The organism is Thermaurantiacus tibetensis (assembly GCF_015354055.1).
Taxonomy (GTDB): Bacteria; Pseudomonadota; Alphaproteobacteria; order Sphingomonadales; family Sphingomonadaceae; genus Thermaurantiacus; species Thermaurantiacus tibetensis.
In genome coordinates, this window is the sequence record NZ_JACHTM010000003.1 from 352,866 (window position 1) to 364,376 (window position 11,511).

The 11,511-nt window shown below is 74.6% G+C and carries 10 protein-coding genes; 1 reads left to right on the forward strand and 9 read right to left on the reverse strand.

Features of this window, described 5'->3' with window-relative positions; genetic code table 11:
- Nucleotides 1-20: 20 nt before the first annotated feature.
- From H3H34_RS10305 to H3H34_RS10345, 9 genes are all read right to left on the reverse strand, one after another.
- Entirely contained in the window at nt 21-1,409 is a 1,389-nt protein-coding gene (locus H3H34_RS10305) for a S8 family peptidase (protein WP_194745183.1), read from the reverse strand.
- Nucleotides 1,406-2,188, reverse strand: coding sequence for a hypothetical protein (locus H3H34_RS10310; protein WP_194745184.1), 783 nt, complete (start codon nt 2,186-2,188; stop codon nt 1,406-1,408). Before H3H34_RS10310 ends, H3H34_RS10305 begins: the two co-directional genes overlap by 4 nt.
- On the reverse strand, nt 2,185-2,448 hold the full coding sequence (locus H3H34_RS10315; protein ID WP_194745185.1) for a hypothetical protein: 264 nt from the start codon (nt 2,446-2,448) through the stop codon (nt 2,185-2,187). The genes H3H34_RS10310 and H3H34_RS10315 overlap by 4 nt, the downstream gene beginning before the upstream one ends.
- On the reverse strand, nt 2,445-3,374 hold the full coding sequence (locus tag H3H34_RS10320) for a hypothetical protein (RefSeq protein ID WP_194745186.1): 930 nt from the start codon (nt 3,372-3,374) through the stop codon (nt 2,445-2,447). The genes H3H34_RS10315 and H3H34_RS10320 overlap by 4 nt, the downstream gene beginning before the upstream one ends.
- 88 nt (nt 3,375-3,462) lie before the next feature.
- Nucleotides 3,463-6,711 (reverse strand): YiiX/YebB-like N1pC/P60 family cysteine hydrolase, encoded by a 3,249-nt coding sequence (locus H3H34_RS10325; RefSeq protein WP_194745187.1) that lies wholly within the window; start codon nt 6,709-6,711, stop codon nt 3,463-3,465.
- Nucleotides 6,712-6,717: 6 nt separating this feature from the next.
- Complete coding sequence (locus H3H34_RS10330) at nt 6,718-7,065, reverse strand: DUF3467 domain-containing protein (protein ID WP_194745188.1); 348 nt, start codon at nt 7,063-7,065, stop codon at nt 6,718-6,720.
- Between the two features lie 153 nt (nt 7,066-7,218).
- Entirely contained in the window at nt 7,219-8,151 is a 933-nt protein-coding gene (locus H3H34_RS10335; protein WP_194745189.1) for a sigma-54 interaction domain-containing protein, read from the reverse strand.
- A gap of 226 nt (nt 8,152-8,377) precedes the next feature.
- Complete coding sequence (locus H3H34_RS10340) at nt 8,378-9,730, reverse strand: sensor histidine kinase (protein ID WP_194745190.1); 1,353 nt, start codon at nt 9,728-9,730, stop codon at nt 8,378-8,380.
- Nucleotides 9,730-10,386 (reverse strand): response regulator transcription factor, encoded by a 657-nt coding sequence (locus H3H34_RS10345; protein ID WP_194745191.1) that lies wholly within the window; start codon nt 10,384-10,386, stop codon nt 9,730-9,732. The genes H3H34_RS10340 and H3H34_RS10345 overlap by 1 nt, the downstream gene beginning before the upstream one ends.
- 98 nt (nt 10,387-10,484) lie before the next feature.
- On the opposite strand from H3H34_RS10345, the gene H3H34_RS10350 reads away from it, so the two are divergent.
- Nucleotides 10,485-11,510 (forward strand): efflux RND transporter periplasmic adaptor subunit, encoded by a 1,026-nt coding sequence (locus tag H3H34_RS10350; protein WP_194745192.1) that lies wholly within the window; start codon nt 10,485-10,487, stop codon nt 11,508-11,510.
- The last annotated feature ends 1 nt before the right edge of the window (nt 11,511 follow it).

The window sequence follows — 11,511 nt, forward strand, 5'->3', positions numbered from 1 at the left end:
GTTCCTCTCGTCCCTCCCGCTCAGCCATCGTCGGGGCCGTCCGGGTCGACCGCCGCCTCGACCGCCTCGAGCGCGGAGAGCGCATCGAGGATGCCCGCACCCATCCCCGGCGCCGGCGCGGCGAAGGGGCGGCTCGCGGCCATCAGCAGCGCCCTGACCTGGCTCGGAGCGAGCGGCGCGGCGCGGCGCGCGGCGTGCGCCAGCATCAGCGCGGCGGTGGCCGCGACAAAGGGGGCCGCGAAGCTCGTGCCGGTCGCGCGCTGGTAGCCGTCGAGGGCGGCGGTGCGGATGGCAACACCGGGAGCGGCAAGCGCGACGTGCGACCCGCGGGTCGAGAAGGGGGCGGGCCGGCCATCCGCGTCGCAGGCGCCGACCGCGATCACCTCGGGGAAGGCGGCAGGCCAGAACAGCGCCTCGCGCCCGTTGTTGCCGCTGGCGGCCACCATCACCACGTCGCGCGCAGCCGCGTAGGCCACGGTCTCGGCGTGGGGCTTCGGGAGCGCGGGCGGCAGGAGCGCGTCGTCGGTGCCGAAGGAGAGGTTGAGGACCCGGGCGCCGAGGTCGACGGCCAGCTTGAGCGCCGCGTCGAGGTCGGCAATCGCCCCGAGACCCACCCAGCCGCTGCGGTCAGGGAGCCGGGCGGCACCCAGCGCCCGCATCGGCAGCAGCCGGGCGGCACCCGCGAGCCCGCGGTGCATGCCCACTCCGTCGGCGGAGACGATGCCGGCGCAGCCGGCGCCGTGGCCCACGAACTCGTCGACGGGGTCGCGGTCCGGGGACTGGAGGTCGCCCATGAGCGTGACGCCGGCCGCCACGTCGCCGGCCGTCAGGCGGACGGTGTCATACCCCTGGCGCAGCGGACGGCCGAATTCGGGATGGGCCCGCGGCATGCCGCTGTCGATGACGCCGAGGATCAGGGCATCGTCGCCCGGCTCGCGGGCGAGCGCGGCATCGGCGCGGACCAGGTCCCACGGGCGGGTGTCCTCCGCCACCGGCCGAGCCCTCGAGGGCGCCAGGTCGAACGGGGTCGCGCTCAGATAGTTGGGGATCGCCCGCTCGACCGTCGGGATTTCCATGAGCGTGTCGACCAGCTCGCCGAGCCTGACGCTGCGATCGGTGCGCACGACGAAGGTGCGGGCGACGCCCGTCAGCTGCTCGAGATCGGAATAGCCCCGGTGCCGGTGCCCGATGCGCCGGATGCCCGCTGCAGCCGTGTGCAGGCGCGCGATGCGGGCGCCACCGCCGCGGGTGCGGATGATCCGGTCGATGGCGCCGCCGTCGATCCGCTCGGCCGGGGCGCAGGCACGGTCGCGCACGTCGTTGCGGGCGGGGATCGCCTCGGGCGCCTCGCCGAGCGCGAGGGTGAGCACGATCGCGCCCGGCACGGCAGGGAGGGTCGCGGAGCTCATCGTCCGGCCTCCGCGCCGGGGAGCGGCACGGGCGCAACGGCCGAGAGGTCGAACGCCACCGCGGTGGGCAGGCCGCCCTCCGGCTCCAGGCTCAGCTCGCCCGCCCACTGGTCGGCGGCCGGCGCGACCAGGATCTCGCGGTCGCTCGCGCGCACCACGGGCACCGCCCGCCCGCCGATGGCGACGCGCGGGAGCCCTGCGCCCTTGAGGTTGCGCCCACGCAGCCGGATGAGGGCGGGCTGGTCTCCGGGGTCTCCCGGGCCCGGCGCCACGGGGAGGACTTCGTCGACCATGGGCGCGCTCGTCCGCGCCAGCGCCTTGCGCAGCCGGTCGACGGGCAGCGTGGCCACGCGCGCCACCTCGCGGTCGGCCCCCGTCTCCTGCAGCTCGCGCAGCTTGCCGACGGTCCGGATGCCAGCCCATTCGAGCCGCCGCCGCTCCTCCTCGGTCAGCTCGGAATCGAGCGTCTCGAGCCCCGGGTCGTCCGGCGTCTCGGAAAGGGCCGCGGCGTTCTCGTCGATCATCGGCCGCGTGATCCCGGTGAAGGCGAAGTGGAGCACGCTGGCGTTGGGGTCGCCGGCGGCGGCCGGCCGGATCCGCACCTGGCCGGCCTGGAACTCGACCTGGGCGCGCAGCTCCATCGAGATGTCCTTGACGGCGAAGGTGAGCGGCAGGCCGGCGTTGCGCGCGCGGATGGCCATGGCCCGCTGCGCCTGGTCGAGCTGGGCCTGCACTGCCTTGATGAAGTCCTCGAGCGGCAGGGTCGCGTCGCGGCTCATGGCGCGGGCTCCTCCGTCTCGGGAAAGAGCGGCGCAACCAGCTCGAAGGCGAGCGCGAGGTGCGCCGGCGGCCGGTCGAAGACCGTGCGCGTCACGAACTGCGGCAGGTCGGCATGGAACCCGCCACCGGCGGCGAACCGGATCTCGACCGGCAGCCGCAGGTCCATCCGGAGCGGGCGGATGCCCGGCACCCGCGCCAGCGCAAGCGCGCCCTCGCCCACGTCGACGATGGTCTCGGCAAGGCTGCGGCGCTGGCTCACGGCTGCCGCTCCCCGGCGCCCGGCACGGGCGGCGGCACGCCTGGCCCGGCCCGGTCGGCCTGCGGCGCGCGCGCGTGCCGCTCGACGAAGCGGCGGCGCGCCTCGTCCACGAAGCGGTCGAGCGGCACCGTCTCGCTTGCGAAGTTGATCCGCACTTCGCCGAACAGCTCGGCCCTGAGTTCGCTGTCGGCCTGGGCGTTGATGCCCACCGTCGCCACCTTCGTGACGGGCGCCGCATAGGTCCGGGCACCCCGCCGGCCCCATTCGGTGCCGTCGGCGTGGCGGCCCGCCTCGTCGCCTGCCGCATAGTCGACCATGGTGCGGTCGGCGGCCATGGCCCGGAAGCGCAGCCGCGCGTTGATGCTGCCGTCCTTCACCACCACGCGGTTCATGCCCATGAGGACGAGAGTGGAGAGCGTCTGCAGGCGCTGGGCCGCCACCTGCTCGCGAACGCGCGGCAGCAGCGCCCCTTCGAGAAGCTCGGCCGTCAGCGGCTCGCCGGCCAGCCCATAGTCCTGAAGCCAGGCCGGCGAGGCCGGCTCGGCCTCGTCGCCGCCCCGCGGCACCAGGCGCGGCCCGTCGGCGGAGGAGGCGAGCGCAACGTCCTGCGGATAGCGCTCGGCCAGGTGGTCGCGCGCCTGGTTCGGCGTCACATTCTCCGCCATGAACTGGTCGAGCGGCTTGGCGACCGCCGCGATCAGGTCGGCGAACGTCTCCATCTGGCGGATGGAGGAATCGACGATCGCATCGAAGGTTCCGTGAACCAGGCTCGCCACGAACTCAGGGAAATCGAGCTCGTCCGAGAGCGCGCCGGCCCGCCGCCCGATGCTCTCGGTCGCCGCCTCGCGGCGCCGCGGCGCATCGGCCGGGGCCTCGCCTGCGGGCGGCCCGGCCGGGACGGGGCGGCCGAAGGCATCGCGCGCCATGGCCAGCCCCTCCGCCGCCGCGCCGGCAGACGGTGCAGGCGGCGGCGGCAGGCGTTCCTCGGGCGGGGGAGGCACGGCGCCGGAACCTTCAGGCCTCGACCGGCTCGGGCGCGTCCGCCCAGGCGTTCTCGCGCGCCCAGCGGCCGTCGCCGCGCACGATCACGGTCACGGTCGCGCGGCGCTCCTCGTCCCCGCGCGCGAACCGCCAGGCGAGCGCCACCGTCGCCGCTGCCACCCCGGGCGCGTCCGGGCCGTCGGCAATCCGGCCGCGCACGGAAACCGACCAGCCGTCGGCCGTCGCCGCGTCGGTGGGCGAGACCTCGATGTCGCCCACGGCGCCGCCGGCATGCCTCCAGCCGATCCGGACACCCGCGACAACCTCACCGGCGTCGCCGGGCAGCCGGGGCCAGTCCTCGATCAGCACCTCGGCGGCAAGCGGATCGGACATGACCGCAGGCGCGGGCTCCGGGCTCCGCATCCCGGCATACTGCTCGAGATCGAAGGTCACGCCGTTCACCTCGCGCGTCACGCGATGCCGCGGACCCGGCTCGGCCGCGGCCAGCCCCGAGGCAGCCGGGGGCGCGGGGGGTGCAGCCACCTCCGTCTCCCCGCCGGGCTCCGGCTCGGGGTCTGGCGCGGGGCCCTCCTCCGCCAGCGCGGCGGCAGGCGCGGGTTCGGCTGCTGGCGCCTCCGCACCCAGCGCATGGCCGGCAGAGGTCGGCCCCTCATCCTCCACCACCGGTGCGTCCGCGGCGTGGGCCAGCAGGTGGCCGAAAAGGCCGCCCGAAGGCGCGGCCTTCAGGTGCCCGACGTAGCGCAGCCTGCCGTAGTCGAAGCGAAGCTCGGCGATGTCCTCGGGTGTGGCCCAGTGCGGCGGCTCCAGGGTCAGCGGATGGCCGGCACGCGCATAGGCCTCGAGCACGAGTTCCGAGCAGAAGAAGGAGTCGTTGCCGCTCGTGCCCAGATCAATCCGCCCGGCGAAGCGGCGGCAGCGCTCGGCAAGGCCGTTGGGGAGGGCCGCGCACAGCCGCCGGTCGATCTGGAACAGCGCCTGGCGGGCGATGCCGATCCGGTCATAGGGCCGGTCGAGAAGGCGCGCGGCTTCCTCGGCCACCCGCTGGCGCGCCACATCGTCGAGCCCTGGCGCCCGGAAGGCAACCGCGACCGTCGCGTCCTGAAGCGCCCGGTCGAGCGGGACGAGACGGACTCCGTCGCCGACCGCCTCGATCACCTGGCCGCCCTGGCCCACGTACAGCATCGCGTGGCTGACGGCGCCCGAGGTCGCCGCCCGGATGGCGCGCGAGATGGCGGCATCGGTCGTCGAGAGGATGATGTCGCCAACCCGAAGCGCGTCATAGCCGATGCTCATGCCACCGGCGCCCGGGTCGAGCGGAATGTCGCCTGCGAACGCTTCGGCCGGTGCAGCAAGCCCGAGCGAAGCCGCCACGCGGCCGACGGGCGTCCAGCCGGTGCGGACCTCGACTCCGCGGAGATCGGCCAGATCCCATGGCGAGCTGCCGGCGGCCACGGGGTCGTGGGCCACGAGGCGCACCCCGTTCACGTAGAGCTCGTGGGCAGGGAAGCCGTCGTGGGTGCCGACCACCTTCGCCTCGAGTGTCTCGCCGGCCACGCGCAGGAAGACGGCGAGATCGGCATCGATGGTCGGAGCAAGCGCGACGAGCGGGTTCGCGCCGGCCGCGCGCACGCTGACGAGCGAGGCCCTTTCCGCAATCGCCTCGACATTGCGCGCCGTGCCCGAGGCGCCGCGCACGACGTCGAGGTTGGCCGGCGTGCGGGCGAGCGTCGCCGTCTCGACCGGGCGCGCCCCTGGCTTCCTCGCCCGCCACCAGTCCGGCTTGCCGGCAACCGGCTCGACATCGGACGACGCGTAGGCGGTGGTCGGGTGCCAGCGCGCGTCGGTCATCTCGATGCGCTCGACACCGCCTCCGGCGGTCAGGAACACCTGGGCCGTGATCTCGCCGCGGCTGGTGCCGAAGGCGGGGTCGAACCCGCGGTCGTCGCCGCCGAACGCCCTGCCGCCCAGAAGGTCGAACGGGCCCGCGACTGCAGGCGAGGGGATGAAGGCGCGATAACGGATCTCGACCCGCGGCCCGCCGGCTCCCATGGCCTCCGCCTCGCTCCCGAGCGCGCCCAGCGCGGCCGCCATCCCGAAGGCATGCGCGACCTGCCGCTGGACCGCGACATAGAAGTCGACGGGCGAGAAGCCGACCCCGACGCCGGCCTCGGCCGTCACGCCGGCGAAGTTGCCGTGCATGTCGAAGAGCGCAGAGGCGCCACCGACAACCCCCTCCCCGCCCGACACGGTTGCCGCGAGGCTCCAGCCGCCGAAGGACTCGAGCCCGCCGCGCACCACGGTGACCTGGGCGGTGGCCGAGATCGAGGTGAGGAAGCCGACGTTGAACTGCGCAGCGCCATAGACGCCAAGCTCGCCGTTGGGCCCGAAGACGATGCCCGCGCCGAGCGAGGCGCCCGCCCCGAGCCCGCCCCCCACGGCGCGCCCCAGGCCGATGGTGACGGGCGCTCCGGCGGCTGCAGACAGGCGGGCGGCACCGCGCAGGGCCAGCACGAAGGGCAGCATCGGGCCGCTGAGCGCGAGAAGCGCGGTTTCCGCTGCAAGCCGCGCCGAGCCCGTGAGGGCCGTGACCGGGGGCGGCGAGACCGGAACGCGCTCGCTGCCGAGAGACAGCGCGAGTGCGACCGGACCGAGGGCCTGCGCGGCGGCCGGGGTGGGAGATGGCGGCGCCTCGGCCGGCGGCGGAGCCGCCACGGGCTCCGGGCCTCGTGCGTCTTCGAGGGGGCCGAACCCGTCGTCGTAGGCGGGGGCGTCGGAAGCCGGGGAAGCAGGGGCGGGCTGCGCCGAAGGCTCGGCGGCGTCGCCTGCCCAGGAGAGCCCGCCGCCCTTCCGGGCCTGGCGCGACGGCATGAGGCGCAGGCCGCGCAGGCTCCGCCCGGTGAGATCGGCAAGCGAGACATAGGGCCGGTCGGCCCCCCCCGGTGCTGCGACCGCGAACCGCCCCTCCCCGTCAGGCGCGAAGGCCAGCGTGAAGTAGAGCCGGGGCTGGCCGGCAAAGCGCAGAAGGACATCCGCCGGCACGGTCCAGACCGCCTCTCCGCGCGGCACGGCAAGCTCGCCCGCAGCGCCGCTTGCGAAGAAGGTCTCTGCCGTGCGCCGCTCCCTTGCGCCGGGCTCGAACAGCGCCGGGTCGGTCGCGAGCGCGATCTCTGCGCGGCCGGGTTTCGAGCTGCGGATCAGGAAGGACAGCACGGGGAAGCGGTCGGTGACGGCAAGGCGGCTCGGGCGGATCTGCGCGGGCATGGCGGACTAGCTCTCCTCCGGATCGGAACGGGGGGCGGGACGCTGGCGGGCCTCGATCGCGCGCGCCTCGAAGTCAGGGGTGGCCGCGAGCAGCAGGGCGAGGGCATCGGTCTCGCCCGGGTCGGGGATGGGCCCGTGATCGGCTTCGAAGCGGGCGACGGAGTCGGCGAGCAGGCGCAGGAAGAGCTTCGCCGGAACCGGGCCGGCCACGATCCGCGTGTGGAACTCGATGCCGCTGCCGTCGGGCCGCACCTGGCCGTAGTCGAGCAGGAACTCGAAGGCGTTGTGCGCGACCTCGCAGTAGTTCGCATAAGTCGCCAGCCGGCGTCGGGTGGAAGGATCGGGTTCGGCCATCGCTTCTGCCGGAGCAAGCCGCGTGCCAGGTCCGCGCGGCGGAAGGTTTCGAAGCGGAATCAGGCCGTTGCGACTGGAGGCAGGGCTGGCCCGGGGCGCGGGTGTCGCATCAGGCCGTCACAGCTGCCCGCTCTCGCTGTCACAGCGCGACACTCAGGTCTGCGGTCTCTCGATCCGGTAGCGTTCGAGCTTGCGGTAGAGCGTCATGCGGGACCAGTTGAGCGCCTTGGCCGCCTCCGCCTTGTTCCAGCGCGCCTGCGAGAGCGCAGCCACCAGCCGGTCGCGCTCGGTCGTGATCGCCGTACCCGCGCGCTCCAGCCGGTGCCGCCAGAAGGGCGGCAGGTGCCGCATGCAGATCCGCCCGGCCGGCGGATCGATCGCGATGGCCTCGGCGAGGTTGAAGAGCTCCCGCACGTTGCCGGGCCAGTCGTGCGCAACGAGGCAGGCAAGGAGTTCCGGGTCCGGCGGCCCGATGGTGCAGCCGGTGCGGGCGCGCACGGCGGCCAGCGCGGCCTCGAGCAGCAGGGGCACGTCCTCCGGCCGCTCCCGGAGCGGCGGCAGCGCGATGACCGCCACGTTCAGGCGGTAGTAGAGATCGGCCCGAAACCGCCCTTCCGAAACGAGCGCCTCGAGCGGCTGGTGCGTGGCAGCCACGATGCGGATGTCGACCGCTCGGGTCCGGCTGGCGCCGAGCGGGCGAACCTCCCGCTGTTCGAGCGCCCGCAGCAGCTTGGCCTGGACGGCAAGCGCCATGTCGCCGATCTCGTCGAGGAACAGCGTGCCTCCGTCGGCGTCCACCATGCGCCCGCTGGCGCGCTGCACGGCCCCGGTAAAGGCCCCGCGCTCGTGGCCGAACAGTTCCGACTCGACGAGCGCTTCGGGAAGCGCCGCGCAGTTCAAGGCGACGAAGGGCCCGCCCGCGCGAGGCGAAAGGGCGTGAATGGCCCTCGCCACCCGCTCCTTTCCCGTTCCGGTCTCGCCGGTGACGAGCACGCTCGCCGACGAGCGGGCCACCTTCGGCAGCCACGCCCGAAGCTCGACCATCACCGCACTGTTCCCGAGGATCCCGACGGCCGGCTGCAGCATGGCCACGCACTCGCGCGATCAGAGGGCAAGGGGCGCGACCACGGGCCGGGGAGGCCACTTCGTTGTTAACGATTATCCATCTGGCCGCGCGATTCGCAACGGTGTCTTCCGGCCCGGCGGCACGAGCGCCGGACCTTGCGTCGCCCAGTCGCCGCCGGTCACGCGTTCATGGGGAACAGTGCCGCATCTGCCAGCATGCCACGGGCCGCGGCCCGGTTCGCGCCGGTCAGGCGGCGACGGGAAGGGTGACGCGGGCGACGAGGCCGGAGCGGCCATCCGCGCGGTCGTCGAGGCTGACCGCGCCGCCCACACGCAGGGCGAGATCCTGCGCGATCGCAAGACCGAGGCCATGGCCGGGGACCTGCTCGTCGAGCCGGGCGCCGGGCGCAAACAGCCCCTCCCGCGCTGCAGGCGGAATGCCCGGACCGTCGTCGGTGACGGCGATCGCGACCGCGCCCCCCTCGAGCGCCCATGTCGTCGTCACCTCGGCGCGTGCCCACTTGCCGGCGTTGTCGAGGAGGTTCGAGACGATCTCGGCGAAATCCTCGGTATCGATTGCAGCGACGGCGGCCGGCCCCGGCTCGAGACGGAAGGAAACGCTCCGCTGGCCGTGAAGCCGCGCCATCGCCGCCACGATGGGCACGATGGCAGCCCCGACCTCGGTCTGCCCGCCGCGCGGGGCACCGGCGCGGGCACGGGCCAGGTGCCAGTCGAGCTGCCGGGCCATGGTGCGGCACTGGCCCAGCACGGCTGCCGCCGAGGCGCCGGCCGGTCCGCGCATCAGGTCCTCCGCTTCATCGGCGAGGATCGCAAGCGAGGTGCGAAGCCCATGGGCGAGGTTGCCCGCCTCCAGCCGGGCGCGCGCCACGCGCGCCTCGCTGGCGGCGAGCGCCTCGTCAAGCTCGGCGGCCAGCGGCCGGATCTCGGCAGGCCAGTCGGCACCGACCCGGCGTGCAGCCCCGCTGCGGACCCGCGCGACGGCCCCGGCCAGCCGGTCGAGCGGCTTGAGCGTCCAGGCCAGCAGCAGCAGGGCCGAGCCCAGGAGGACGACCGCGAGCAGGCCGAGCCAGCGGGCGAGATCGGCGTCGAAGGCGCCGACCACCGAGTCGAGATGGCGGCGGTCGGTCGCGATCACGAAGTGCAGGTCGGGCCCGCCATCGGCTGCCTTCCGCATGACGCCGTAGGTCATCGTCGGGCCCGTCGGCCCGGGAGCGAGCCGGTGGAGGATCTCGGGCTGGTGGGCAAGTTCGGGGTCGAGCCGGCCGGCGGGGCCGAGCGAGGGCGACCTGAGCGGCGGCCGACCATGGCGCTCCACCTGCCAGTAGAAGCCGGAGCCGGGAATGGCATAGCGCGGGTCGGAGAGCGGCCGCTCGAGCACCGGCCGGCCTTCGGAATCGAGCCGGGTGAGCGCGGCAAGCTCCTCGAGGTGGACTTCGAGCTCGTCGTGGAACTGCGCCTCGACATGAGCATGGAACAGCCGCGAGGCGCCAAGCCCCACCAGGAGCAGGCCGAGGCCGACCCAGGCCAGCAGGCCGGCAAGGAACCGGAGGCGCAGGCTGCCGCGCGCGGGCAGGCGCATCAGGGCTCGAACCGGTAGCCGAGGCCGCGCACGGTGCGGATGGCCTCCCGCCCGATCTTCCGCCGCAGCCGCGAGACCTGCACCTCGAGCGTGTTGAGGTCGGGCGTCTCGGCGAGCGGGTAGAGCCGCTCGAGGAGATCGGCGGGTGCCAGCACATGGCCTGGCCGGCGCAGGAACAGCTCGAGAAGCCGGTATTCGCGCGCCGAGAGGAGAAGCGGCTGCCCATCGCGCGTGACCGTGCGGGCGATCGGGTCGAGCGCGAAGGGGCCGCAGCGGATGACCGGCGCGCCCGCCTGCTGGCTTCGGCGGACCTGCGCATGGATGCGGGCCACCAGTTCCTCGCTTCTGACCGGCTTTACCACGAAGTCGTCGGCGCCGGCTTCCAGCCCCTCAACCTTCTCCTGCCAGCTGCCGCGCGCGGTGAGCACGATGACGGGAACGGCAAGCCCAGCGCTCCGCCATCCCTTGAGCACGTCGAGCCCCGAGCGGCCCGGAAGCCCGAGGTCGAGCACGACGACCGCGATCGCTCCGAGATCCGGCCAGTCCGCCGCTTCGAGGCCGTCGCGCGCATGGTCGACAGCGAGGCCCGCCTCGGCGAGCCTGCGCGCGAGCCGCGGCCCGAGATCGGGGTCGTCCTCGACCAGCAGGATGCGCATCGCTTCTCCCGTGTCCGCCGCTGCCGTCTCGCGCCATCCTTGCAGCTTCCTGACAGGCTGTCAGCCTCGTGCAAGAGTCCCGCGGCAGGGCGCAAGTCATGCGCCTCGGCACCATCCTGCTCCTTCTCCTGCTTGCCGCCTGCGGAAACGGGGCCGAGACCGCAACCCCGCCCGCGCCGAAGCCGGCCGCGCCCCGCACCGCGCCCGCAACCCCTGCCGAGGCGGCGCCGCTGGCCCGCGTGCCGGCGATGGTGACGCTTCCGCCCGACGCCCGGGTGGCGGTTGCCGCACCGGTTGCGGGGCTCGTGCGCGAGCTCCGCGTGATCGAGGGCCAGGACGTCGCCGCCGGGGCCACGCTTGCGCTGCTCGAGAGCCGGGAGGCCCTCGCCTTCGCCGCCGACCGCGCCCGGGCCGAGGCGCGCGTGCGGCTGGCCGAAGCCGATGTCCGGCGGCTGCGCCAGCTGGTCGAGGAGGGGATCGTGGCGGCCGCCCGCCTCGACGAGGCCGAGGCAGGGCTCGCATCGGCCCGGGCGGAGCGGGAGCTTGCCGCCCGCTCCCAGGCGCGGGCGCATGCCGGGGCGGATGGCACGGTGCGGCTCATCTCTCCCATCGCCGGCCGCGTGGCCCATGTGGGCACCACCGCCGGCGCACCCGCCGACACCGGCAGCGCCCTGTTCCTCATCGAGCGCCGCGGGGAGGTGCTTCTCGCACTGCAGCTGGCCGAGGCGCTCGCCGGCCGGGTGCGGCCAGGCATGGCGGTCGAGGTCGCGAACGGGATACGGGGGCAGATCGTCTCGGTCGCCCCCAGCCTCGATCCGTCGGCCCGCGCGGTCACCGCCATGGCCCGGCTCGGGTCGGCGCCGGGTCTGCTTCCGGGCAGCAGCGTGGAAGCGACCATCCTTGCTCCCGCCGGGCCGGGGGCCGTCGCCGTGCCGGCCGAGGCCGTGGTGCGCGACGGCGGACGCGACATCGTGTTCGTGGCAACCGAGAACGGCTTCCGGCCCCGGCCGGTTGCAGTGGCCACCCGCGCCGGGGGGGTTGCGCTCCTCCTCGAGGGGCTGACGGCCGGCGAGCGGGTCGCAGTCTCGAACCTGCCCGAACTGCGCGCGGCCGCCGGGCAGTAAG

What these genes read in the sequence shown, in the direction of transcription:
- H3H34_RS10305 (WP_194745183.1), bottom strand. Translation starts at nt 1,409, where the DNA reads ATGAGCTCCGCGACCCTCCCTGCCGTGCCGGGCGCGATCGTGCTCACC.
- H3H34_RS10310 (WP_194745184.1), bottom strand. Translation starts at nt 2,188, where the DNA reads ATGAGCCGCGACGCGACCCTGCCGCTCGAGGACTTCATCAAGGCAGTG.
- H3H34_RS10320 (WP_194745186.1), bottom strand. Translation starts at nt 3,374, where the DNA reads ATGGCGCGCGATGCCTTCGGCCGCCCCGTCCCGGCCGGGCCGCCCGCA.
- H3H34_RS10325 (WP_194745187.1), bottom strand. Translation starts at nt 6,711, where the DNA reads ATGCCCGCGCAGATCCGCCCGAGCCGCCTTGCCGTCACCGACCGCTTC.
- H3H34_RS10330 (WP_194745188.1), bottom strand. Translation starts at nt 7,065, where the DNA reads ATGGCCGAACCCGATCCTTCCACCCGACGCCGGCTGGCGACTTATGCG.
- H3H34_RS10335 (WP_194745189.1), bottom strand. Translation starts at nt 8,151, where the DNA reads ATGCTGCAGCCGGCCGTCGGGATCCTCGGGAACAGTGCGGTGATGGTC.
- H3H34_RS10340 (WP_194745190.1), bottom strand. Translation starts at nt 9,730, where the DNA reads ATGCGCCTGCCCGCGCGCGGCAGCCTGCGCCTCCGGTTCCTTGCCGGC.
- H3H34_RS10345 (WP_194745191.1), bottom strand. Translation starts at nt 10,386, where the DNA reads ATGCGCATCCTGCTGGTCGAGGACGACCCCGATCTCGGGCCGCGGCTC.
- H3H34_RS10350 (WP_194745192.1), top strand. Translation starts at nt 10,485, where the DNA reads ATGCGCCTCGGCACCATCCTGCTCCTTCTCCTGCTTGCCGCCTGCGGA.